Annotated in this window: 18 protein-coding genes and 2 pseudogenes; 9 read left to right on the plus strand and 11 right to left on the minus strand. The window is 59.9% G+C overall.

Annotated elements, in window-relative coordinates; genetic code table 11:
* Positions 1–83 precede the first annotated feature (83 nt).
* Positions 84–1,040 carry an AraC family transcriptional regulator gene (locus MTR72_RS05445; protein ID WP_341510156.1) on the minus strand — a complete coding sequence of 319 codons (957 nt, stop codon included), beginning with the start codon at positions 1,038–1,040 and terminating at the stop codon, positions 84–86.
* Positions 1,041–1,478: 438 nt separating this feature from the next.
* A complete protein-coding gene (gene bfr / locus MTR72_RS05450; RefSeq protein WP_341510157.1) occupies positions 1,479–1,967 on the minus strand; it encodes a bacterioferritin in 489 nt (162 codons plus the stop codon).
* 925 nt (positions 1,968–2,892) lie between these two features.
* On the opposite strand from bfr, the gene MTR72_RS05455 reads away from it, so the two are divergent.
* The 5 genes from MTR72_RS05455 (at position 2,893) to MTR72_RS05475 (ending at position 7,058) form a co-directional block, all read left to right on the plus strand.
* Positions 2,893–3,228 (plus strand): hypothetical protein, encoded by a 336-nt coding sequence (locus tag MTR72_RS05455; protein ID WP_212505201.1) that lies wholly within the window; start codon positions 2,893–2,895, stop codon positions 3,226–3,228.
* Between the two features lie 116 nt (positions 3,229–3,344).
* Complete coding sequence (locus tag MTR72_RS05460) at positions 3,345–4,577, plus strand: MFS transporter (RefSeq protein WP_341510158.1); 1,233 nt, start codon at positions 3,345–3,347, stop codon at positions 4,575–4,577.
* 100 nt (positions 4,578–4,677) lie between these two features.
* Complete coding sequence (locus MTR72_RS05465) at positions 4,678–5,595, plus strand: NADP-dependent oxidoreductase (RefSeq protein WP_183260039.1); 918 nt, start codon at positions 4,678–4,680, stop codon at positions 5,593–5,595.
* A gap of 264 nt (positions 5,596–5,859) precedes the next feature.
* Positions 5,860–6,555 (plus strand): glutathione S-transferase N-terminal domain-containing protein, encoded by a 696-nt coding sequence (locus MTR72_RS05470; RefSeq protein ID WP_341510159.1) that lies wholly within the window; start codon positions 5,860–5,862, stop codon positions 6,553–6,555.
* A gap of 32 nt (positions 6,556–6,587) precedes the next feature.
* Positions 6,588–7,058 carry a pyridoxamine 5'-phosphate oxidase family protein gene (locus MTR72_RS05475; RefSeq protein ID WP_128935375.1) on the plus strand — a complete coding sequence of 157 codons (471 nt, stop codon included), beginning with the start codon at positions 6,588–6,590 and terminating at the stop codon, positions 7,056–7,058.
* A gap of 789 nt (positions 7,059–7,847) precedes the next feature.
* Here the strand turns inward: MTR72_RS05475 and MTR72_RS05480 are convergent.
* From MTR72_RS05480 to MTR72_RS05495, 4 genes are all read right to left on the minus strand, one after another.
* Positions 7,848–8,057 carry a hypothetical protein gene (locus tag MTR72_RS05480; RefSeq protein WP_128935376.1) on the minus strand — a complete coding sequence of 70 codons (210 nt, stop codon included), beginning with the start codon at positions 8,055–8,057 and terminating at the stop codon, positions 7,848–7,850.
* Positions 8,054–8,242, minus strand: coding sequence for a hypothetical protein (locus MTR72_RS05485; protein WP_128935377.1), 189 nt, complete (start codon positions 8,240–8,242; stop codon positions 8,054–8,056). The genes MTR72_RS05480 and MTR72_RS05485 overlap by 4 nt, the downstream gene beginning before the upstream one ends.
* Positions 8,243–8,391: 149 nt before the next feature.
* Entirely contained in the window at positions 8,392–9,627 is a 1,236-nt protein-coding gene (gene clpX / locus MTR72_RS05490; protein WP_341510160.1) for an ATP-dependent Clp protease ATP-binding subunit ClpX, read from the minus strand.
* Between the two features lie 92 nt (positions 9,628–9,719).
* Positions 9,720–10,028, minus strand: coding sequence for a hypothetical protein (locus tag MTR72_RS05495; protein ID WP_128935379.1), 309 nt, complete (start codon positions 10,026–10,028; stop codon positions 9,720–9,722).
* A gap of 1,118 nt (positions 10,029–11,146) precedes the next feature.
* Between MTR72_RS05495 and MTR72_RS05500 the strand changes: the two genes are divergently transcribed.
* Positions 11,147–12,172 carry a LysR family transcriptional regulator gene (locus MTR72_RS05500; protein WP_128935380.1) on the plus strand — a complete coding sequence of 342 codons (1,026 nt, stop codon included), beginning with the start codon at positions 11,147–11,149 and terminating at the stop codon, positions 12,170–12,172.
* A gap of 246 nt (positions 12,173–12,418) precedes the next feature.
* On the opposite strand, the gene MTR72_RS05505 is transcribed toward MTR72_RS05500, so the two are convergent.
* Complete coding sequence (locus MTR72_RS05505) at positions 12,419–13,423, minus strand: AraC family transcriptional regulator (RefSeq protein WP_341510161.1); 1,005 nt, start codon at positions 13,421–13,423, stop codon at positions 12,419–12,421.
* 1,018 nt (positions 13,424–14,441) lie between these two features.
* On the opposite strand from MTR72_RS05505, the gene MTR72_RS05510 reads away from it, so the two are divergent.
* Positions 14,442–14,819, plus strand: coding sequence for a c-type cytochrome (locus MTR72_RS05510; RefSeq protein WP_128935382.1), 378 nt, complete (start codon positions 14,442–14,444; stop codon positions 14,817–14,819).
* Here the strand turns inward: MTR72_RS05510 and MTR72_RS05515 are convergent.
* The 4 genes and pseudogenes from MTR72_RS05515 to MTR72_RS05530 all read right to left on the minus strand — a co-directional run bounded on the left by MTR72_RS05515 (position 14,798) and on the right by MTR72_RS05530 (position 20,660).
* Positions 14,798–15,306 (minus strand): annotated as a pseudogene (locus MTR72_RS05515) ((2Fe-2S)-binding protein). The gene MTR72_RS05510 and the pseudogene MTR72_RS05515 overlap by 22 nt on opposite strands.
* An 89-nt stretch (positions 15,307–15,395) precedes the next feature.
* A pseudogene (locus tag MTR72_RS05520) lies at positions 15,396–16,225 on the minus strand (NADP-dependent oxidoreductase).
* 71 nt (positions 16,226–16,296) lie between these two features.
* Positions 16,297–19,470 (minus strand): efflux RND transporter permease subunit, encoded by a 3,174-nt coding sequence (locus MTR72_RS05525; protein ID WP_341510162.1) that lies wholly within the window; start codon positions 19,468–19,470, stop codon positions 16,297–16,299.
* Positions 19,467–20,660, minus strand: a complete 1,194-nt coding sequence (locus MTR72_RS05530; RefSeq protein WP_445819558.1) for an efflux RND transporter periplasmic adaptor subunit — start codon at positions 20,658–20,660, stop codon at positions 19,467–19,469. Before MTR72_RS05530 ends, MTR72_RS05525 begins: the two co-directional genes overlap by 4 nt.
* Positions 20,661–21,562: 902 nt before the next feature.
* Between MTR72_RS05530 and MTR72_RS05535 the strand changes: the two genes are divergently transcribed.
* Both MTR72_RS05535 and tnpA read left to right on the plus strand, forming a co-directional pair.
* Positions 21,563–22,600, plus strand: a complete 1,038-nt coding sequence (locus MTR72_RS05535) for a hypothetical protein (RefSeq protein WP_341510163.1) — start codon at positions 21,563–21,565, stop codon at positions 22,598–22,600.
* A 496-nt stretch (positions 22,601–23,096) separates the two neighbouring features.
* The gene (gene tnpA, locus MTR72_RS40295; RefSeq protein ID WP_445819551.1) at positions 23,097–23,357 is read left to right on the plus strand and encodes an IS66-like element accessory protein TnpA; all 261 of its coding nucleotides are present in this window, start codon (positions 23,097–23,099) and stop codon (positions 23,355–23,357) included.
* Positions 23,358–23,362 lie beyond the last annotated feature (5 nt).

Genomic DNA, 23,362 nt, shown 5'->3' on the forward strand with positions numbered 1-23,362 from the left:
ACTTACTGATGGAGTTGATAATTTCGAGCCTCTATTGGCTCAAAATGATGCTCGAAAGGATCATTGCGCCGGTCCCCTGTCGCCTACTCGCCGTTGTGCGCAAGTCGGCGCCATTCCCCTGGCGTCATCCCCATTCTGTCCGCAAACACACGCCGGAATGCCGAAACGGATTGATAGCCGACCGCTTCAGCCACAGCTTCCGTGCTGATCGTTGGCTTCTTGAGCTCGTTGGCGGCCATGCTCATGCGAAGATCGGTCAACAGGTCGAGGGCGGAGCGGCCTAACTTGTCCTGAAACTGGCGCATGAATGTCGCGCGTGACATGCCGCATAAGTCGGCCAGATCGGGAAGCTTCCAAGGTCGCGCCGGATCCGCGAACATCGCCGCAATGGCCGCTGCCAATCTCGGATTGCCGGCAAGCGCCAACAAGCCTTCGGTGGATTTGCCGGCTTCGCTCGCGGCGCGGAGAACCAGAGTGAACAGGACCGAAGAAAGCGCGTTCAAAATGGCGCGTCCTCCCGCTCTGTCACCAGCGGACTCCATTCGCATCAGGCCGACCAGTCCGGAAAGTTGACTCGATGCCGATGCGATGTCCCCTTCTCCATGGTTTGTCGCAGCCCGCACGACCAGATTTGCCGGCAGGTAGTTGCGGATCAATCGATCATGGGGTGGCATGACGAAAAATCGTCCGCACAGCAGATCGAGTTGCTCACCCGGTCCATCGTTCTCGCTCAACATCCATCCTGCGGTGCCCCTGCTTTGGTGCGTCCTGATCGGCGTTTCGCCGCTGCCATCGTGCAGCGTATGCGCCGAACCGTGAGGGAGCAGCACGATATCCCCGCTTCCAAGCTCCTGCACCGTTCTGGAATCCGGGTCCTCGAAAATGGCGCGGCCCTTGACTATGACATGGTACGGGATCTCGTTCGCCGCTGCCCTGGGCCAGATAATTCGCCATGGTGCGCCGTAGGCGCAGCGGACCTCAAGTTGGCCGGTAACGGTGATGATTTGCAGGAGATGACTCAACCAGTCGACTTGAGACATAAGACCTCGAAAACCTGAATTGCCACGCAGCATATCGTATTGCGCCGAGAGCGCTTCTGATTACTACGGCCCGGAGATCAGCTCGTATTTCCCACCGATATGTGTTCCTGATCTCATCCTGGCTCCCAAGGCGGACCAGCAAAGACATGAGCGGGAGAAAGAAGCCGTGAAATTGAAGTGGTTTCAATTCTGACGAGAAGATGGACAGAATACCCGGGGGCCATTCGTCGCACGGACCCGGTCGGCAATCATGGAAAACTCGTCATTCGCCGGTGGCGAAACCACGGCCCTCCATGAACCGGCATCCGCGGCGCTGGAACGTCGTGCTCGCTAAAGTGCACGGTTGCGTGCGATCGAGCACAACTGAAGCGTGAGCCGCACCAATCGCTACAGCTGCTCGTCGCCACACTCTTCGATTGCCGTGGACGGCACAGCAATTCAGTGCCCTTCGGCCTTGAGCCCGCCGACATGCTTCTGCGTGTAGAGCTCGAGGCCGATGCGGCCGATTAGATCGAGCTGGGTTTCGAGGAAGTCGATGTGATGTTCTTCATCGCTCATCAGCTCCTCGAAGAGGTCGCGCGTGACGTAGTCCTTTACGCTGTGGCAATAGGTCGCCGCTTCCTCATATAGGGCACGCGCGCTCATCTCTGCGGCGAGATCGCACTCGATAATCTCCTTGACGTTCTGGCCGATGCGCAGGGGATCGAGCACCTGCATGTTTGGGAAACCATCGAAGAAGATGATGCGGTCGGTGAGCTTGTCAGCGTGCTCCATCTCCTCGATGGACTCCTTGCGCCAGACCTTAGCCATCTCTAGGAGACCCCAATTATTCAGGAAGCGGTAGTGCAGCCAGTACTGATTAATTGCCGTGAGCTCGTGACGCAGTGCCTTGTTGAGATACTCGATGACTTTCGCGTCGCCCTGCATGATGAACTCCAAGACTTGAGGCCCGTTCTTGACCCTCGCAAGTCTAGAACGATTCTGACGAAGAACAAGCAGACAGGCATTTTCTGGGCATGAAACCGAGAGGCGCCTGTCCAGCAAATCAAGGGACGCTAGGCTGTTTTCGACGCGAATTTGAGCTCATTCATCCTTGGTCAAACGATGCGAGCAGCCAGCCTGACAGGCTAGTGCACGCTCCCTGTACGCCTCGTCGATAGTCGTCCTCATGGTGTGCGCGCAGCGGCCGCATTCGGCGCTGCAACCGGGGTGCCCATAGATCTGCTTGGCATTGCGCAGCGCGGCGTCAGCCGTGTTTTCACTGCGTGGCGTACATCCCGGTCGCTGAGGACATTCCAGGAGCATCATGAAACTCGAAGGAAGACCCTCAGTGATACGTCATCACCGATAGGAGACGAAGCCAGTGCGCGTCGGAGGCTCCAAACAAGGAGGAGATGGTTGCGTGTCGACCGCCATGGGAAGTCAGCCTTCACCTTTGATCTTTGGAGGTCGACCAAAGATCTGCTTGGTCAATCGGGGCGACCAGTAGCTGCAGATCGGACGGAGAACACAGAAGCACCGCTCCACGCCGGCCGAAGAATCAACGCTTTCGGTTAACGTAGATGACACAGCCGCGGCTAAGCAACTTGTCTTGATCTAAGAACGGGATTGAGGACTGTCGCTGCGCAATTCCCCTCGCTATGGAAACCATAAGTACTGGCTATTGGAAACTTTCGAGCCGCGCTGCGACCTTGACAGCCACTCAGTCGAATAACGACCAGGACAACCGTTTCAGCCAACACGAGCAGGAGACCCCTGATGTCCGGACCCAATCCGCTCGCTTCCAAACCCGAAAACATTCTGACGTCGCTGCTCGAGCGTTTTCACTCCGAAGGTCGGCGCGATGATGCCAATGTATGACCCAAAGCCCGTCTTCATTACGAGTGACGGACGAACTACTACCACCGAAATCGCCGCTCGACTCGAGTGCGATCTCAAGTACGGTTTGCCGCTCAAGGCCAGCGCGCGTCATGTGTACGTTGACGGCGATTTCGCGCTGATCGGGCTGGATCGGTCAATTGATGGCAACGGTCTAAGTCGCAAATACGTTGAAGGCTCAGCGAGCGGCGTCGTACGCCGCGCGGATCGACGATGGCAGTACCTGATCGACAATATCCAAAGGACGGATGTGGCAGCTCTCAGCGATGGGGCCACTCGTCAGCTTGGCACCAATATCACCGCCACCTAGTGAAGCAAACCAACCGGAGAACTCGGATCTGCGCGCCCGATTTCTTTGGAAGACGATCGATTCGCTACTCGATGCAAAACTTGCCACCAGTGATCAGCAAGTCTTACAGGAGCGGAATGCTCCCGCTGGCATTTTTATCAGCGGTAGTTTCCTTGGTGGTCTCATTCGCCGCTGCGGCCGCTCCGATCCCCCTTTACAACACCTACCGGACAGAAGACGGGTTCACTAACGCCGGTATTTCGATGGCCGTCGTTGCGTACGCCGTCGGCACCATATCCGCACTGTTGGTACTGGGACGGCTGTCCAATCATCTGGGCCGCCGGGTCACTGCGATCACTAGCCTCGGTCTTCTCCTGCTGGGGTGTCTGCTGTTGCTGAATGTGCACGACATCGACACTCTGCTGGCCGGTCGGCTCCTCGTCGGCCTCGGCACCGGGTTGGCTGGCAGCAGTCTGACCTCCTACATCGTCGATGCGGCACCCAGCAGACCGGAATGGTTGGCGTCCGTTGTCACTAGTCAAGGACCGATGCTCGGCGTCGCTATCGGCGCCATAGCATCCGGCGCGCTTGTTGAGTTCGGCCCCTGGCCGCGCGAACTCATCTATCTCGTCTGCGTTTGCTTCCTATTACTGTCTGTTGCACTCGTCGCAATCAGTCCGGAAACAGCAACTCCGACTCCGGGCGCTTGGCGATCGCTGTTACCCCAGGTCAGCGTACCGGCGCGGGTCAGGCATCTGCTCCCTGTCGCGGCGGCGGTGTTTCTGGCTACTTGGGCCAGCGGGGGCTTCTACCAAGCGTTCATGCCTGCGCTTGTACAAGATGAACTCCACACCCGCAGCCCGTTGATCCTCGGGCTAGTGTTCGCTGCCTATATGACCCCCAGCGTTCTCGGCGCTCCCATTGGTGGCTGGTTCACATCCGCGGTAGCCCAACGCGTCGGTATGATCACCTTCGTGGCCGGAATGATCGGCATCGGCACTGCAATCTTAGCCGGCGCACTGGCGTTGTTCATCACCGCGACCATGGTTGCCGGTGCCGGCCAGGGCATCGCCATCAGCGCCGCCACACGCGGCTTGCTGCACGGGAGCACTCTCGCCGAACGGGCACCAATCTTCAGCGCGATCTACCTTCTCTGCTACAGCGGCGCCGCCTTCCCGAGCCTCATCTCCGGGCAACTTGCCAGCCTGTTCTCGCTTCCGCAGATCACGCTCGGATACGGCGGACTTGCCGTCGTCGCCACCCTATTCACCCTTCTCGGTGCGCGCAATCCGCACATCGACAGGACCGGGAAGAGCACGTCCGACGGCTCGACCGCTAGCGGTTCACCAGTACAGGGAACAGCGTCATGAGAATCGTCGCTATTCTGGGCGCCGCTTTATCCGGATTGAAGCGCAGATTATCGCCGCAACATACCCAGCAATGAGACAAATGACAGAGGAGATCATTCTCATGAAAGCGATCGTTGTGACGGACCAGGCTGCGGGAACGGCGGGGATGAAGCTGGTGGAGCGACCCGAGCCGCAGGCAGCGATAAATGACGTCGTCGTTCAGGTTCATGCGTCTGGATTCACCTCGGGCGAGCTGACGTGGCCTTCGACCTGGACCGATCGTCTCGACCGTGACCGGTCGCCAACGATTCCCGGCCAGGAGCTGGCAGGTATTGTCACCGCTCTCGGCTATGGCACGACCGGACTGTCGGTAGGACAACGGGTGTTCGGTCTCTCGGACTCGTATCGCGGCGGCACTCTGGCCGAGTATGTGGCAGTGGAGGCACGCAATCTCGCACCGCTGCCAGGAGACGTCGAGTTCTCGGTGGGGGCGGCCGTGGCGATGCCGGGCCTGACTGCTTGGCAGGGACTGTTCGTGCACGGTCGCCTTCAGGCGGGGCAGAGCGTTCTCGTGCACGGCGCGGCCGGCGCGGTCGGCTCGATGGTGACACAGCTCGCACGAGAGGCCGGTGCCTACGTCATCGGCACGGGACGTGCCGCCGACCGTCAGAAAGCGATCGACTTCGGCGCGCAGGAGTTCGTCGACCTCGAGAACGACGATCTCGAAGGCGCCGGCGGTGTCCATCTGGTTTTCGACGTCATCGGGGGCGAGATCGGTAAGCGGTCCGCCGGCCTGGTTCGAACCGGAGGAACGTTGGTAACCATCGCCGGGCCGACCGAAGCGCGGCCCGCCGACGGCTTGGCGATCGACTTTGTTCTGGTGTCCGATCGCGCGCAACTGGGTGAGATCGTCCAGCGGGTACGGGACGGACGACTGCGTACAAACATCGGAAACATCGCGCCCCTTGATGAGGCTGTCGCCGCTTTCAATCCGACGCGACGGATCAGCGGGAAAACGATCATCCGAGTTCGTCCGTGAGGAAGCAACGAAGGCGAGCGGTTATCCCCTCCCCCATGGATTGTCAGCGCTTCCCCGCGGGCCTGTGCGTGGGGCAGGCTGTGCCCATCCATCCCGTCGTCTCTCAGCTGATTTCCAAGGTCGTGCCCGGATACCCATGCCATACCGCGGCCGTATCGTTGCCTGCTTTTCTGGATGCACCAGCGGGCAAGCTCGGCTCGCATCCTGGCGGAGAATTCGCCTTTGCCCCGGCCCGGCGCGGCCCGCTTATCTAGGAGGAAGAAAGTGACCGTCGATCATCCAATTTTTGCGCGCTGGCCGGCGCAGTATCCCGATCGGCTGCAACTCTTTTCCACTTCCACGCCCAACGGAGTGAAAGTCGGCATCATGCTTGAGGAAACGAGCCTTCCTTACGAGCCGCACCAGATCGACATCATGGCGAACGAAACCCACGACCCGGCGTTTCTCGCGCTCAACCCCAACGGAAAGATTCCCGCAATCTACGACCCTGATGGGCCTAGCGGAACACCGCTCGCGCTGTTCGAATCAGGCGCGATTCTCCTCTACCTTGCCGACAAGACCGGACAATTCATCTCGGCCGATCCAAACACCCGCTATGAAACGATCCAGTGGGTGATGTGGCAGATGGGCGGAGTGGGGCCGATGTTCGGCCAGGTCGGGTTCTTCAACAAATTCGCCGGTAAGGCCTATGAAGACAAGCGCCCGCGCGACCGCTACGCGAACGAATCAGCGCGGCTGCTCGGTGTCCTGGACCAACGGCTCGCGGACCGGGACTGGGTGATGGGGGCCGACTACAGCGTCGCCGACATTTCGCTGCTCGGCTGGGTGCGCAATTTGATCGGCTTCTACGAAGCACGCGATCTCGTCGGCTTCGACCGCTTTCTTCATGTGCAGGCGTGGCTCACCCGTGGCCTCGCGCGGCCGGCGGTGCAACGCGGGCTGCAAGTGACAGCTGGCTAGAAGCGCTCGCGAAGAGCAAGGAGAAAGTATCTATGATTGAAATCACTGCCGACATGGAGGCAATCATCAAACAAGCGATATTGTCGTTTGTGGCGACAGTCAACGAGGATGGAACGCCAAATCTTTCCCCGAAGGCGTCTTTGACGGTGAGAACCGGCATTCTATACTTCGCCGACATCGCCTCGCCTCGGACGATATTGAACTTGAAGCGCAATCCCGCTGTCGAAATTAACGTAGTCGACATCTTCCAGAGGCGCGGCTACCGATTCAAGGGCCGTGCGTTGATACTGCCGCCAGAAGATGGCGAGTCCTTAATGATCGCCGACTGGGTTCGGGCGACGAATGGCCTAGAGTATCCTGTCGATCACGTTGTCAAAATCGAAACCACTTCAATCAGCCCGTTGCTATCTCCAGCCCATGTCTTCGCCCGCCCTCCTCGAAGTCAGGACGAAATCAGGAGTACCTACTATCAAAAGTACGGTGTGAAGCCCATCGGGGCATAAGTGCCGGCTCCGAAAAAAGGCTGGTAGATACCCAGAGGTAGAAAGTCCGCGAAGATCCGAACCATTATCTCGACCGCCGCGTAGCGCAGCCTTATCGATGGCCGCCCCACGCTGATGTGAGTTCAGGCGCGAGGCTGCTCGCTGTCTACTGCCTCGACACCAATGACAAGGCGCTTACCGCGCTCATCAAATAACCCCCTTAGGACTTAAGAGGAGCGAGGGTCTTTCGTCGTAGGGCGGAAGCGGTCCATGCCATCGAATTTACCCGCGACGCCTCAACCGCGACGGTGGGAGCTTCCATGGGCGCGTTTACGAAGTTTGTTTTCTTTACTTTCTACTGGACGTGCCAGGAAGAGCCTGCAGCTCCTCGGTGGAGTATCGAAACAATGTGAACGTCCCGCGAGCGTCGAAGGAAAGTAACCTGTGGAGATAGTGATCGGCGGCACAGGCATCATTAGCTCGAAGATCGTTCTACTCCAGGGGGCATGACATCGTCGCGGCGTCGTGTGCATCAACATCGTCACTGGAGATGGCCAAAGAGCCACGGCCGGCGCACAGGTGGTGATCGACGTCTGTCGCTGACGTGACCGGTTAGCTGCCGCCTACGGCGAATACTTCACTCCGATCAGAAAATTGATCATGACCGCCTTGGTCGAGCTCGGCCGCGCTTATCTCATCCCAGTCCTGGCGGATTTCCTCATGCCCGCCTGGACCCAAGCAAATTGACTCCTCGCTGATCGAGCGCGGAGTCGCGGAACCTATTTGAGGAGCAAAATCGGCCCGGGGACCCTAAGCGCCCCTGCCATCCTTTTTGCCGAGCACGCAGCGCCATGCCGCGAGGCGCTCGGTCGGATGCTGATTCATCCAGTCGGCAAGCTGCGGTGCCCCCATCAGGCAGGACTGCATCGAGATGTCAGCGAAGTTCGAGGTGGTGACGGTCTGCTCGTGGCAATTTGCTGGAGAAGAAAGGCTGCAGAGTACGGCGATGATCGCGATCATGATACGCCCCCATCGCCGCGATCGATGTCTGCGCCCACGCGCATGTGGCTTGCGCATGCATTGTCCGACTGGTCGCAGGCGAATTCAGACGGCGGGAAGACGCTGTCATAGATTGCTCGAGCTTCTCGAACAAGGCGAGCTCGCTCTCGCTCTGACTTTGGTGCAAATCGAATGATCTCACCCACGTTTCACTCCTATCATGGCACATTATCGTACTATTTAGCGATTAAGGTTCGTTGACGTCGATTTGGGCACCCGTGCAGTTAGCAAACGAGGGGGTAAGAACAAGTAACGGATCGGATGTTGTAGGCGTCAGTCGTTCGGCCCGGTCGAGTTAGTACGCTATAGAGCGGCTTCCCACCGTGCGCCCCGAGCGATCGGCATAGATGTAGAGCGGACGCGCCGTGCCTTCCACGACCTCGCGGGAGATCACCACCTCTTCCACGCCTTCCAGGCCCGGCAGGTCGAACATGGTCTCGAGCAGGATCGCCTCGAGGATCGAGCGCAATCCGCGCGCGCCGGTCTTGCACTCGGTCGCCTTGCGGGCGACCGCGCCAAGCGCCTCGTCGGCGAAGGTCAGCTCGATGTTCTCCATCTCGAACAAGCGCTGGTACTGTTTCACCAGCGCGTTCTTCGGCTCGGTCAGGATCTTCTTCAGCGAGGTCTCGTCCAGATCCTCGAGCGTCGCCACGACTGGCAAACGACCGACGAATTCGGGGATGAGGCCGTACTTCAAGAGATCCTCTGGCTCGACGTGACGGAAGATCTCGCCGGTCCGGCGGTCTTCCGGCGCCATCACCTGGGCGGCGAAACCGATCGAGGTGGACCGGCCACGCGCCGAGATGATCTTCTCGAGGCCGGCGAACGCACCGCCGCCGATGAACAGGATGTTGGTGGTATCCACCTGCAGGAATTCCTGCTGGGGATGCTTGCGGCCGCCCTGCGGCGGGACCGAAGCCACCGTGCCTTCCATGATCTTCAGCAGCGCCTGCTGGACGCCCTCACCCGACACGTCGCGCGTGATCGAGGGATTGTCGGACTTGCGGCTGATCTTGTCGATTTCGTCGATATAGACGATGCCGCGCTGGGCGCGCTCGACATTGTAGTCGGCGGCCTGCAGCAGCTTCAGGATGATGTTCTCGACGTCCTCGCCGACATAGCCGGCTTCGGTCAGCGTGGTCGCATCCGCCATCGTGAACGGCACGTCCAGGATGCGGGCGAGCGTCTGCGCGAGCAGCGTCTTGCCCGAGCCGGTCGGACCGATCAGCAGGATGTTCGACTTCGCGAGCTCGACGTCGTTGTGCTTGGTCTGGTGGTTGAGGCGCTTGTAGTGGTTGTGCACCGCGACCGACAGGACCTTCTTCGCATGGCTCTGGCCGATGACGTAATCGTCCAGCACCTTGCAGATTTCCTTCGGCGTCGGAATGCCGTCGCGCGACTTGACCAGCGAGGACTTGTTCTCCTCGCGGATGACGTCCCTGCAGAGCTCGACGCACTCGTCGCAGATAAAGATCGTGGGACCTGCGACCAAATTGTGGAGTGTAGTGTTGGAGATTGAGTGAATTGCCATGGCGGTCTCAAACCATATCCAGGTGGTTGTAAACGGGAATACGATCATCTGCGGCCCCGCGCCCATTGGTCATTGTCAGAGAACAGTGAGGGTCAACCGCCGCATTTCGGCGCCAACAGATCGTTGAAAATATTGATCACGGAATCGAGCGCAGTTAACACCCTCGCGCCGTCGACGCCGCCAGCAGCGGCTTGCCGCAGCATCGCGGACTGATAGAATGAGGCGAGGTAGACGCGGCAAGCCTCGTCTTTGTCGGCCGCGTTGGCGGGTTTGCTGTGCACCGTCGCCAAGGCCGCGCGAGCGGCGATAACATCCTTGTTTAAGTTGGACTCTGCGGCAGGCCCGGCATTAGTAGATGCAATGATCAGAGCCGAGGCGACGAGAACAGTGATTCTTCTCATGATCAGGCTCCGGAATGGCAGGTGTTGCGAGGGACTTACATTTCGGCCGGGCGATAACGCATCCAGGTCTTTCTTTGATCTCCGTTGCGCCAAGTTAAGGCGATTGTCACGAGCGGCTCAATTGAGCGCCGGTTGAGCTCGGGCACCCAAAAGGGCGTGGGACGACGATCCGAAGGTTTAATGCACTCGAACAAATCGTAGAGTTCGTCCGCTTCGAACCGGCGGACGCCACAATCCCTGCGGGATTTGCTTCGCAATCAGGCTCGCACCTTCACGAGAAACCGATTTTCGGCCCGTACACGATGAGCGGGCGATGCTAGGTTCTATATTTTCGATGAGGCCGGTTGAAAGAAAACTATATTTCGTCTTGGAGTTGCCGGCCGACCGTCGCTGGGAGGACTGAGGCTCGCCTTGCCGCGGGAAGAGGGCGCACTCGTCGATGAGGATCGGCTCGACGGAACTTTCGGATCAGATTCGTGACGCGGATTTTCGCCCTTGAGCTGCGGTCGCCGTGGTGAGTATGGCGGGCAAATCCCTCATTCTTGCTAAAATGAAGAAGGGTCAATCATACAGCTTCCGAGGGTACTGTGGCCCCTCCGGACTACCTACGAGAGCACGGCGCGCCCGACACGCTCTCGGACCTCGCGCACCACTCGGTGATCGTCAGTCCGGCGCACTCATCGCCGACCTTCTCCTTACGCAAAAGACGGCCGTATCACCTCCGAGCGCGTTGAGAGTCAGCTCGCGATCACCACCAGCGAAGGAGCCACAGCAAGCGCCGTCGCCGGGCTAGGGATTGCCGCGTCGGGCGAAATCAGCGTGCGGGCAGAGCTGGAGACTGGGCAGCTCGTGCGGGTGCTGCCTGAATGGGATTTCGGCTCGATAGAACTGAATGCGCTTTTCGTGAGGGGTTTGCCGATTTCCTCGTCAGGGAGCTCCGCCCACCTCGCTGCGCACTAGCCCAGCTCTCAGAGCCTCCAGAAAGCGTGTCCGTGCGTCCAAACCAATAGACTGAGCCGTTCCAACGTGTGCATGCAAGTGGCATCCATATGCCGTCATTTCGGCGGCCCCCCGTCACGGCGTCAAGTGCATAGACAGGAGCAAGTTATCGGAGACCCATGGAGCTTCATCAAGTTCGCTATTTCCTCGCGGTCGCGTCCACGCTTAACTTCACCCGCGCGGCCGAGCAGTGCAATGTAACACAGCCCGCTTTGACAAAGGGGATCCAGAAGCTGGAGCAGGCACTTGGGGGCCCGTTAATTTATCGTGAGCGCCAGCTGACGCAGCTCACCGACCTCGGGAAGGAGGTTCTTCCGATGCTGGCGCGCACACTGGCCTCGGCAGAAACGGCACGTCGCAGAGCTAAAGAATTTCAACGCAAGGAGATCGCGCCACTCAAGATCGGCCTCGCCCCCTCTATTTCGGCTTCGCTCATTGTCGATCTGATCACTGAGATTGCAAAGTTCGTCGCAGGACTTAATGTCGAGCTGCGCGAGGGCACGGCGGAGAAGCTCATCGACCTGCTGCTTGAGGGGGAGATCAGCGCCGCAATCGTCGGGGACGTGCAGGACATACCCGCCCGCATCGACGACTGGTTGCTCTTCGAAGAGCGCTACGTCGCGGTTCTGGCGCCGACACACCAGCTCGCAAATCGCCCCTCGATCGGAATTGACGACCTCCGCGAGACCGTCTTGCTGGAGCGCGTCGGATGCGACGTCGCCCCAAAGATTCAACGGTCGTATTTCCCCAAGGAACCGCCGCATCTGGGCCACTGCAGCGGTCACGACTTGCACCTCCAGTACCTGGCCGCCGCTGGCTTCGGCGTGGTACTCGCGCCCGAGCACATGCCATGCCTTCCGACGCTCAAGACTATTCCGCTCGAAGGCGACCCGATTTCGCGGGAGGTGCGGCTGCTGGCCGTGCAGGGGCGCCGCTACTCGCCGGCGCTGGACGCTTTTATCAAAGTCGCGCGGTTTCGAGACTGGTCGATCGAAGCCCCCCAGAAGGAAATGCCGCACGAAAGGCTCCCGGAGATGGCGAGCGCGCCCGCGCCGGCGAGCACGCAGAGGGCGAGCGGCTTCCAGCGCATCGATCTCATGGCCCGAGGGCTTACGCGGTGCAAACGAGCTAAGACGCTCGCCTGAATCCGCACCGAGCCTCGACTGGATGCGCGATGCAGCCGTGGCGTCAACTCGTTGAAGGTCGGGATTCCGCAGAATTCGTTCTACGAGATGCCGGAGCCAGCTCCACGAGCAGCGCGCCGCCTGAAACGTCGACGCTTAGCTCGCGCCCCGACCCGAGAGGGCACTGAGTTGATCGAGCTCGGGTGTCATCACAAGGCCGCAATGAGCTCGCCGGCGGCGGCGCCAACGCTCTTGCGGACGAAATTCTCACGCGGCATCGGATTGCTCGATCGCATCCTCAGTTGGAGCAGCCCTTGAGGACCGTGCGCTCTGCGCTTTGGAGCGGTATTCTGAAGGGTCGCTGCCGTAGTACCGACGAAAACTGCGCGTAAAGCTGCTCCGGCTCTGGTAGCCGACGTTTAGGGCGACCTGGTCGATCGATAGCGCGTTGGCTGAGAGCAGGTCAGCAGCGAGGCGCATCCTAAGGCGGCGCAGGAGAGACATGGGCGCCTCACCGAAGGCAGTTGAGAAGCGCGCCATGAAAGCTGAGCGGCTGAGACCGACGGCCTGGGATAGACTTTGTACGGTGTGCGGAAAGGAGGGTCGCGAGGCCATCTCGGCGAAAGCTCGTGCGATCGGCGGGTCGCTTAAGATCGCGAAGCGCTCGACCCACGCTTTCGTCGAGACTAGGCAACGTCGAAGCAACGCGAGCAACACGAGCTTCAGCAGCGCCGCCGACATTGGCCCCACACCGACGTCCTGGGCCGCGAGCTCGGCTATTGCGCAGGCTATCACTTGGTCGAGTTGGTCATGTACGTCGAACGTCTCGACAATGGGCGTTGCAAGGGATGCGAACAAGTCCAATGCTGGGCCGTAGGTGGCTCGAAACATGCCGCACGCAAGCACCAGTGTCGGCTCGCCATCGCCGATGGTGTGCCGGTACGTCGAGCCGGGCACGAAGAGGCAGTCGCCGCCCTTGCCGACCTTCCGTAGTGCGGTCGGGCGCTCCGTGGCGACAATTGTCATTGCTCGTCCAGGCGGGACTATCACCAGTGTATGCGGCGTCAGGCGGATGGGCGTTTCACCCTCCAGGAGAATGAACCCGACGCCTCGAAGACAGTAGTGGATGGTGGTGGCATCCGCGCAGGCGACGGCCAGGTGAGCCCCCGTCGCAAGCACGCATTGCGATAGTCTGACGAAGGTGACGTCCAATGTGGTCATCAACTTGTCGAGGTCTTGTCGCGATATACGCCAGAATGGCTCACCTGCCACGTCCAAAACGCCTCTATGTTACTCAGGTTCATGAGCTCAGCGCGGGCGGCGAGAGGAGGCATCTCGCAAGCAGCCAATCTCGCAACCGAGCGAAGGGTCCTTCCGAGCCTTAACTTGATCTGGGATTTTGATTGGTTCGGTCTTCGTTGCCTCCGACTAAACACGCAGGACAAATAGCCACTTGCGGCTGACCCAGTAGTGGTGACAGCCGAATTAGATATATTCAGCTGTAACATGAATGAGCCCGCTGAGCGTCTCAACGACTTGGGAACTTTATGAATTCGCGTGAACGCACGCCGACGCGCGTCAGCAACAGCTGGCTTCGTCACGGACCGATCGTAGGCACGGGTGTCGGACCCGCAGGTCGTGATGTGACCGCGGACTGCTCGCCCCCCTAGCAACTCGTATGCGACGAATCGTAAGGCGGGGGATGGGCACGTTCCAGATCAAAAGCCGCGCGCAGGTGAGTATTACCGCGGTTCAAGCCGCGCACTTGTCGCGATCTCGTCGTTTCGGTCGCGATCGTCACGCCGAAGTCAATCCGGGCCGATTTGGTGCTTCCCTACCTGTTTCCCCGCGAAGCGCTGGAGCCGGATCCAGGCTCGAGCTGGAAGGAGTGCTCGCGCATGACGTTTCGAAGCAACCCAACGGGAAAGAGTGATCACGAATTGCCCTTTTTGTGTCGTCCTACGCCACGCCCACAGGCCTCTTGGACGATATCTCACGCCTATCGAATGCATGTCCAAAAGGAATTTCTCATTTTGTCCCCTGTATCCGATATTTCGGTGTGGCGGGCGGTCGAGCGCACGCGGCCGTCCCGTTAAGGACTGAAACTATCGCGCGATTCGCCGTGACGCGCGCGGCCAGCGAAGGATGCGCGATGAAAGTACCAATGTAGGGCCCGGCTGTAGCCGCGCGGATCTGGTCTGCTCGGCGCCACCCGCCTCGACTTGGAGACGATCTCAACGATTTCGCGCAGCCGCGCCACCTCTGATCCCGATAAAAAAGGATGTTCGTAATGAACAGCGCAGGAACACTTCGTGCGATTCTCGCGGCGCTCTTGTTTGCGGGAGCCGCCGCCAATCCAGGCCACGCGCAGGACGCCGCGCACGGAAAGACCATCTTCCAAGCTTGCGCAACGTGCCACGCTACGGATCAGGCCAATCGTGTGGGGCCTGGCCTGGGAGGAATCGTCGGCAGAAAGGCGGGTACGGCTCCCGGGTTCCCCTACAGTGACGCGATGAAGAAGTCCGATATTGTCTGGGATACGAAGATCCTCGATGCGTATTTGGAATCGCCCCAGAAGGTAGTTCCCGGAAACAAGATGCCCTACGCAGGGCTGAAGAACCCGACGGACCGGGCTGACCTCGATGCCTATCTTGCGACGTTGAAGTAGCGGATCGTTGGGCGAGACCTTGGCAGGGCACGGCTCAGTTGAACGTCTAAGCATCTTTTTACTGCCGCCTCGTCTGCGCAGGCATCCGAATTGCCTGATCCCGTGTCTGATGAGCGAACGTGGAAAGAAAAATCCGGAACAAGCGGCCTGAGCCGCGCAGCCGCCGACATGATCTGGGCGGACTGACAGTAGCCGCACTGCGCCACCTCCAGCTCCAGCCATGCCTTCTGTAAGGCTGCACCCTGCGGCGCCTGGCCGATCGCCTCGATCGTGGTGGCCGCGCTATCGCCAATGCTGTCGACCAGTGTTTGGCAGGAGCGGACCGGCTGGCCGTCGACATGCACGGTGCAGGCGCCGCACAGCGCCTGGCCGCAGCCGAACTTGGTCCCGGTCATACAGAGCACATCGCGGAGCACCACAGCAGCGGGGTGTCGCCGTCGACATCGACCTCATGGGGTGTGCCGTTGATCTTTAACGTGAAAACCATGGATGCCTCGTGGTGGCTAGGGCTGATAAGACGCAGGCGGTCGACCCGGACCGCGCCGGCCGACTGCATGCATCAAGGGGCACGGGTCCCTACGGACGAACGCGGATGATAGTCTTCCCCTTGCGTCGCTCGGTCCGGTTGAAAGAAGCGACGGCATCGTCGAGGGTCGCGATGTTGCCAACGTTCGTCCGCAGTCGCCCGTCCCGTACCCGCTGGACGATCTCACGCAGTTGGGCACGATCGGACTCGACGACGAAATCGACTGCCAAGCCGTTGGCGGGCCGTTCCTCGCTTGGCCCGACGATTGAAACAAGGGTTCCTCCGGCTCGAACCAGCCGCACCGACCGCTTTCCGATGTCGCCGCCGAAGACATCGAAAACCAGATCGATTTGGCCGACGTCTTCCAAAACATCGTTCTCGAGGTCGACGAACTCCTGAGCGCCGAAGTCGAGCGCCTTCTGACGGTCGGCAGCGCGTCCGGTGCCGATGACATAGGCGCCGGCCTCTCGCGCGAGCTGGCTCACCATCGAACCGACTACGCCAGCCGCACCGTGCGCCAGGACGCTCTGCCCCGCCTGAGCGCCGCGAGGTTGCGCGCCTCGACCGCGACATACTCAGCCAGTGTTCCGTCGCGATACCAGTCCGTGAGGCCGAAAACCCGCTGTCCCACCGACGGCCCCGTCGTGCCATAGCCGAGCGCGGTGACCACTCCGGCCAACTCGTGCCCAGGGATCGACGGTGTTCGGTCATGATCGAAGCGATCGGTCCAGGTCGGTGGCCACGTCAGCTCATCCCACGTGAAACCCGACGCACGAACCTGAACGACGACGTCGTTTATCGCTGCCTGTGGCTCGGGCTGCTCCACCAGCTTCATACCGGCCGTTCCCGCAGCCCGGTCCGTCACAATGATCGCCTTCATGGGAATTCTCTCCTCGGTAATTTGCCTCTTCGGCGGCGGCCGTTCTGGCTTCATCTCGGCGTAACCGCAACTCACTCCGCCGCGGCGGCCATCGCGTGGGTCGGCTTGCCCTCATCCGCTCCTTCCGCGAGGTTGCGCACGACCATGTAGAAGATCGGCGTGAAGATTATGCCGAACAGCGTAACTCCGAGCATACCGAAGAACACGGCGACGCCGACGGCCTGGCGCATCTCCGATCCGGGTCCGGTGGAGACGACGAGCGGCAGCACGCCGAGGATGAAGGCGAACGAGGTCATCAGGATCGGCCGCAGTCGCAACCGGCAAGCCTCGATCACCGCCTCCAGGCGCGGTTTACCCTCAAGCTCGATGTCCCGCGCGAACTCGACGATCAGGATCGCGTTTTTGGCCGCAAGTCCCACCAGCACCACGAAGCCGATCTGGGTCAGGATGTTAATGTCCTCGCCCATGATGCGCACGCCGATGGTGGCCGCGAAGAGGCACATCGGCACGATCAGGATCACCGCGAGTGGTAGCGTCCAACTGCCGTACTGCGCCGCCAGCACCAGATAGACGAACAGCACACAGATCGGGAACACATAGAGCCCGGCATTGCCACCCGTCACCTGTTGATAGGACAGATCGGTCCATTCGAAAGAAAAACCGCTCGGTAATGTTTTGTCGGCCAATAGCTTGATGGTGTTGAGCGCGGTCTTCGAGCTCACGCCTGGCGCCGGCTCGCCCTGCAGCTCGGATGCTGAGTAGAGATTGTAGCGCGCGACACGATCGGGCCCGGAGATATCCTTGAACTCTACTACGCTCCCCAGCATAACCATGTCACCGGCCGCGTTGCGGGTACGCAGCCGCGCCAAATCAGAGGCCTCTCTTCGGAATGGCAGATCGGCCTGCGCGGTGACATGATAGGTGCGCCCAAACAGGTTGAAATCGTTGACATAGGTCGAACCGAAGTAGGTTTGGATCGTATCGTTAATGCTGGCGACGGGAACACTGAGCTTCTGCGCCCTCACGCGATCGATGTCGACGAATAGCTGCGGCGTATTCGCCGTGAACGGCGAGAACACCGACGTTAGGTTTGGCGACTTCCGCGCGGCGGCCACGAGTTCGTCCGTGGCAGCTCCGAGCAACTCGGGACCGCGCCCCTGTCGATCCTGGATGCGGATGGCGAAGCCGCCGCCGGTGCCGATGCCTGGCACCGCAGGCGGTGGGATGACGATGATGAAGGCGCCCTGGATCGCGGACAACCGCTTTCGCAGATCCGCAGTGATCACGCTGGCAGTCAGGCCCTTCCTAACTCGCGCCTCGGGGTCGTCGAAGACGGGAAACAGTGCCGCGGCGTTGCCCGCCTGCGTGCGGGTCGCGCCGGAGAAGCCAGCAAACGCCGCGACACGGATGACCCCTGGCGTATCCAGCGCAATTCGCTCGATTTCCCGCACCACCGCGGTGGTCCGCACCAGCGACGCGGCGCCCGGCAATTGCACCGATATGATCAGGTAACCACGATCCTGCGCCGGGATGAAGCCTTGAGATGTGGTGGAGAGCAGCCAGCCAGCACCGCCGATCAGCGCGAGGTAAATTGCCAGCATCACCGCCGTGTGTCGGATCACGAAGGCGGTGGCGGCCGCGTAGCCATCCGCTAGGCGATCGAAGATGCAATTGAAGAGCGCGGTGAAGCCATCCCAACCACGTGCAACGATGTTCCAGCGCGCGGTTGGACGTTTCTGCTCATGCGGAGTAAGAATCCGGGAGGCCAGTGCTGGCGACAGCGTTAGCGAACAGAAGCAAGAGATCGCGGTCGCGACCGCGATTGTGACGGCGAATTGCTGGAAGAATCGCCCGGAAATGCCGCCGAGGAACGCGGTCGGCACGAACACCGCGCAGAGCACTAGGGCGATCGAGACCAGCGCGCCGCCAACCTCCTCCATCGTCTTGAGAGCCGCCTCGCGCCGGCTCATACCTGCCTCGAGATGTCGCTCGACATTCTCCACAACCACGATGGCGTCGTCTACCACGATGCCGACCGCAAGTACGAGGCCGAACAGCGTAAGGTTATTGATCCCGAAGCCGAGCACAGCCATCGCTGCAAATGTGCCGACCAGCGACACCGGGATTGCGACAATTGGGATGATCGCAGGCCGCCAACCTTGAAGGAACGCCAGCACCACGATGACCACGAGCGCCATCGCCTCGTAAATCGTCTTGATCAGCTCGTGAACCGACTGGGCGATGAATTCGGTCGGATTGTAGCCGATGTTGTAATCGAGCCCCTTTGGGAAGCTCGCCTTGAGCTTCACCATCGTCTCGGAAATATGCTTCGCGGTGGCCAGCGCATTCGATCCTGGCCGCTGCGTCACCACCATTGCAACGGCTGACTTTCGTAGTATGAAGCTGTTGGTAGTGTAGGCGAGCGCGCCAAGCTCGATCCGCGCAACGTCGCGTAGCCGTACGGTACGGCCGTCGGAACCAGCCTTCACCACTATGTCCTCGAATTGCCTGATATCCTTGAGGCGCCCCGTGAAGACCAGGTTCGGCTGGAATGCACGATCGGCAATCGGCGGCTCCGCGATCTGGCCGCCGGCGATCTGCAGGTTCTGAGCGCGGGCCGCGGCAATGACGTCGCTCGATGTCATGCCAAGACTCGCAATCCTGTCGGGGTCGAGCCATAGTCGCATCGAGTAGTCGCGCGCACCAAACATCTGGATGTCGCCGATGCCGTCGAGTCGCAGCAGCTGGTCGCGCACCTGCAACAACGTGTAATTTGAGATGTAGAGCTGGTCGAAGCTATCGTCGGGCGACAGCATGAACACGACCATCAGGATGTCGGGTGAGTTCTTGCGAGTGACTACTCCGTTGCGCTGCACCTCCTCCGGCAACCGCGGCTGCGCGATCGCGACGCGGTTCTGCACCAGGACTTGGGCCTTATCGAGATCTGTGCCAAGCTTGAAAGTCACGGTTATCGTGAGCTGGCCGTTGGAGGTCGCCTGGCTGTACAAGTACAGCATGTCCTCGACCCCATTGATCTCCTGCTCGATGGGAGCTGCGACCGTGTCGGACACAGTCTGTGCCGAGGCGCCAGGGTATTGCGTGGTGACCGTAACCGTAGGCGGCACTACCTGCGGATATTCAGAGACGGGCAGCGTCTGGTACGCGATCGCGCCCACAATCAATAGCACGATCGACAGCACCATCGCCAGAATGGGCTGATTGACGGAAAGACGTCCGAGATTCATGACTTACTGCCGCTGATCTCGACGCTGCGCGGGCTCACCTTAGCGCCAACGCGTGCTCGCTGTAGGCCGTCGATGATGACACGATCCTCCGGCTTCAGGCCTGTACGAACAACGCGCAGCCCCTGATCCAACGGACCGAGTTCGACCGCACGCGCTTCCACAGTGTTGTCATCCTTGACTACGAACACGATCTTGCGTGACTGATCGATCGCGATCGCACTATCTGGCAAAAGAAGCGCCTCATAGGGCGAAGAGCCAATCAGCCGAACTCGGCCGAACTGGCCGGGCAGGATGGATAGATCGTGGTTTGGGATGATCGCGCGGCTGCGTAGCGTGCCGGTGGAGACATCGAGCCGGTTGTCGATGAAATCCATATGGCCTTCGTGCGATGGTTTGGTTTCGCCGGTCAGCGCCACCTGCACTGGATTAGGCGTATCGCGTGAACTCGGCCGCTTACCCTCGAACCACAGTTTATTGTTCTTAAGATAAGTCGCCTCGTCAACGTCGAAATATATGTACACTGGGTCCATTGACACGATCGTGGTAAGTAGCGTCGAGCCGCCATTGTCGCTCCCCTGCACGAGGTTGCCGACGCTCACGAGATGGCGGCTGACGCGGCCGGTTATCGGTGCCACCACATGCGTGAATTCGACATTAAGCTGGGCGGCCTTCAGCGCGCCTTCGGCGATAGTCTCAGCGGCGTGAGCGGCCTCCAAGGCCTCGCGACGCTGGTCGACGACTTGCTCGGAGACAGCACTGGTCTTTACGAGTGTGAGCCCGCGCTCAAGCTCGCGCTTGGCCAGCTCTGTCTTGGCGCGCGCATCGGCAAGCTGACCGTCCGCTTGGGTCGCCACTGCCTCGAACGGGCGCGGGTCAATAATGTAGAGCAGATCGCCGGCGTGCACCATGTCGCCGTCTTTGAACTCGACACTGGTGACAAAGCCGCCGACGCGGGCACGGACTTGCACCTCCTGGATCGCTTCGAACCGGCCGGTGAACTCGTCCCAGTCGGTGACGGTGCGTTTGACCGGTTGCGCCACCGTAACGGACGGCGGAGGCGCGGCCACCTGCGATTGCGCCTTCTCGTTGCAGCCCGCCAGCGCAAGCGCAAGTAGCATGCAGATCGATGCGCCGACGCATCGGCGAAAGCGACGAAACGGACGTCGGATGAACTGGATCGCCACAGCCATTCTGTCAGCTGCGCTCACTTCCGGCTCTCCCAAACGAGCTAGAACGCCGCATTGACTGAGACAGGTATCTTGCGGCCTTGCGAAGTTTGCGGTCATGTTCGATCGACACAAAGGCAATTACCGCACGAACGGCAGCAATGTCTTGGAAGTAGATAACTTGGCTGACGGCGCCGCCAAGAGACGCGACAGCCTGAATTGCGCCGCTGCATTGCATGCCGACTCTCCGATAGCATCGTGTTCCGCGTGTCGGTTCAGCGTTGAAAGTTACGACACGAAGATGCTTTAGAGAGTGACCCTGCAGCACGGCGAAGGGAAATTACAATTCGACATGGACTTGATAAACGACGGTTATTGGTGCTTTCCGATTAGCAGGATTATGTAGTCGGAATGCACGACTACATCGCACACTGAGCCCGGCGCTTCGTTTCAGCAGAGACTCTTGAGCCGCGTTGGGGGCAATGAACTGCGTCACGACACGCACACCGTTGCCGCGACTTAGGTCGCGAGCTAGAAGAGACGCTCATCAGTAACCTGCGCGAGCGACACGCACTACGAACAGTAAAGGTGAGCCATTCATGATGCGCATGGATAACTCAAATACATATTAGCCGGCTAGCGGCTCATCAGCAAACTTGGCATCTTGTGTGCTAAGATCCGCCGTTCTATCAGGACACTACTTGCCTTCGGCGGAAGCTTCGACTGACGCTAATTTCCGCTCTTGCTATGACACCGGCCGAACATTCAAAAGCACAATGAAGATGGTGATTGATCGAAAGAGACACTCCGCCCAGCAATGAACGATTGATCGGAACACCGATGCGCGACGCAGACAATACTCGAAGGCCCGCCTATCTCGGAAGTCGTCTCGTACCCGGTTTCTTAGCCGTGACTTTGTAGGTTTGATGGGCGCAATTGTTCACGGGCAAAATCGCAGTAGGCGTCTCGAGAAGCGAGATGGCTATGTCGCTCTAGCGCCGGCGGCGGCGGCAATTTGTTATCCATTTGTGCTCAATGCTTTCCATGCTATCGTCGGCACGCAAGCCGCAAGCCTGCCACCCGTCGCAATCGCCTGCGCGACCTGTGTTTTGATTGTTGCGTTCGTGGTGCCGTTCCTCGGGATCGCTCTGGCTTGTCGACCATCGTCCGATTCCGGTTCAAGACGCCTCGCCTATGCGAGCGTTGTGTCGCCGACGCTCTATGTGTTTCTCGGCGTTGTGCAAGCCCTAATCAAGAGCCCTATTCCCGATGAGGTCATCTGGTGCGCGATCTGGCTCGCAATCGCGAAATGGTCGCAGTCTGCACGAGGTCCGGTTGAATCAGCTGAGCCTGTGGTCGGAGGTTGGCGGGTCGTCCACGGAGTAACGGCCGTAGTCCTGAGCCTATATGTGGTGTTTCATCTCGCGAACCATCTTTTCGGCTTGATAGGTCCTGATGCGCACGCCGCAGTGATGAAGATCGGACGCGTGGTTTATCGCTCTGCCGTAGGTGAACCCTTGTTGGTTGCAACCATGCTTTTCCAGATAGGGACCGGCCTCCTTCTGGCGTGGCGCTGGAGCGCCTCGGCGCATGACTTCCAGAGGACCTTTCAGGTCGCTTCGGGCGCCTATCTCTCGGTCTTCATTCTCGGCCACATGAATTCGGTTTTCGTCTACGCACGAAGCTTTCTCGGCATACCCACGGATTGGAACTTCGCGATCGGAGCTCCGACTGGGCTCATTCATGACGCTTGGAACATCCGTCTGCTCCCTCACTACGCGCTCGGCGTCTTCTTTGTCCTGAGCCACCTCGCTTCAGGATTAAGAGTGGTGCTGATCGCACACGGTGTCGATCAACGTACGGCCGGTCGACTTTGGGGTGTCTGCATCGCTATAAGCGCCGTCATAGCGTCAGCGATAATCGCGGGAATGTCTGGAATCAGAATCGGTGCATTCGCTTCGTGAGTTTCGACCGCAAAATTGCCTGGCATACGCCTTTTTGGGCAAGGCTCTTGGATACTTAATTCTGCTTTTCTATCGAAGCTCCAAGAGAACCACACGTATCATAGTGCGGCGCTGCCAAGCGATGACTACGATGCGGCGACCGCCGATGGGGACCTGGCGGGGGAAGTCCCGGCCCGCTTCCGTTTACGCTCCATCGCCCAGGTCAGCGGCTCTTGCGGTGCTACATCTACCCTATAACCAATCTAAGGCGTGCAGTCTGAAACGCATCTATTATGCCGCCGGTCTAACTATTTTTGTTCTCGCGCCGTTCGCCTGCGCGTTCGCTCCAACACTGCCGATGTTGATGAGACGTAGCGGGACCGCAAGTGAGATGATGCTGCGGCTCGCTACGTCGGGTGGTCGCTCGGTTGTACGCCTCCGACGAGGACCGTCTTGCGTGACGGGTGGTAATTCGCGAAGCGTGTGACCTTAAGTCTAGCTTTAAGGTCATCAGGCGATGCGGGTCGAGGTTTTGGGCGGGCTCGAGCGGCGGCGGCGTTGGTCGCAGGACGACAAGGCACGGATTGTCGAGGAGACGCTGGCACCGGGCGCGAAGGTAACTGAGGTTGCGCGGCGCAACGGAGTAGCGGCCAGCCTGGTGTTTACCTGGCGTCGCCAAGCACGGACATCGGAACAAGTTGCACCATCTTTTACGCCGGTGCAGATCGCCGCCGTAGCAGCCTCGGCTGAAGAAACTCCGAAGCTTTTGCCTAGTTGATGGCC

The organism is Bradyrhizobium sp. ISRA442, assembly GCF_038085055.1.
Classification (GTDB): Bacteria; Pseudomonadota; Alphaproteobacteria; order Rhizobiales; family Xanthobacteraceae; genus Bradyrhizobium.

Bases quoted from the DNA above. Each gene is read 5' to 3' on its own strand.
- MTR72_RS05445 (WP_341510156.1), bottom strand. From the start codon at position 1,040: ATGTCTCAAGTCGACTGGTTGAGTCATCTCCTGCAAATCATCACCGTT.
- bfr (WP_341510157.1), bottom strand. From the start codon at position 1,967: ATGCAGGGCGACGCGAAAGTCATCGAGTATCTCAACAAGGCACTGCGT.
- MTR72_RS05455 (WP_212505201.1), top strand. From the start codon at position 2,893: ATGTATGACCCAAAGCCCGTCTTCATTACGAGTGACGGACGAACTACT.
- MTR72_RS05460 (WP_341510158.1), top strand. From the start codon at position 3,345: ATGCTCCCGCTGGCATTTTTATCAGCGGTAGTTTCCTTGGTGGTCTCA.
- MTR72_RS05465 (WP_183260039.1), top strand. From the start codon at position 4,678: ATGAAAGCGATCGTTGTGACGGACCAGGCTGCGGGAACGGCGGGGATG.
- MTR72_RS05475 (WP_128935375.1), top strand. From the start codon at position 6,588: ATGATTGAAATCACTGCCGACATGGAGGCAATCATCAAACAAGCGATA.
- MTR72_RS05480 (WP_128935376.1), bottom strand. From the start codon at position 8,057: ATGATCGCGATCATCGCCGTACTCTGCAGCCTTTCTTCTCCAGCAAAT.
- clpX (WP_341510160.1), bottom strand. From the start codon at position 9,627: ATGGCAATTCACTCAATCTCCAACACTACACTCCACAATTTGGTCGCA.
- MTR72_RS05495 (WP_128935379.1), bottom strand. From the start codon at position 10,028: ATGAGAAGAATCACTGTTCTCGTCGCCTCGGCTCTGATCATTGCATCT.
- MTR72_RS05500 (WP_128935380.1), top strand. From the start codon at position 11,147: ATGGAGCTTCATCAAGTTCGCTATTTCCTCGCGGTCGCGTCCACGCTT.
- MTR72_RS05510 (WP_128935382.1), top strand. From the start codon at position 14,442: ATGAACAGCGCAGGAACACTTCGTGCGATTCTCGCGGCGCTCTTGTTT.
- MTR72_RS05525 (WP_341510162.1), bottom strand. From the start codon at position 19,470: ATGAATCTCGGACGTCTTTCCGTCAATCAGCCCATTCTGGCGATGGTG.
- MTR72_RS05530 (WP_445819558.1), bottom strand. From the start codon at position 20,660: ATGGCTGTGGCGATCCAGTTCATCCGACGTCCGTTTCGTCGCTTTCGC.
- MTR72_RS05535 (WP_341510163.1), top strand. From the start codon at position 21,563: ATGGGCGCAATTGTTCACGGGCAAAATCGCAGTAGGCGTCTCGAGAAG.
- tnpA (WP_445819551.1), top strand. From the start codon at position 23,097: ATGCGGGTCGAGGTTTTGGGCGGGCTCGAGCGGCGGCGGCGTTGGTCG.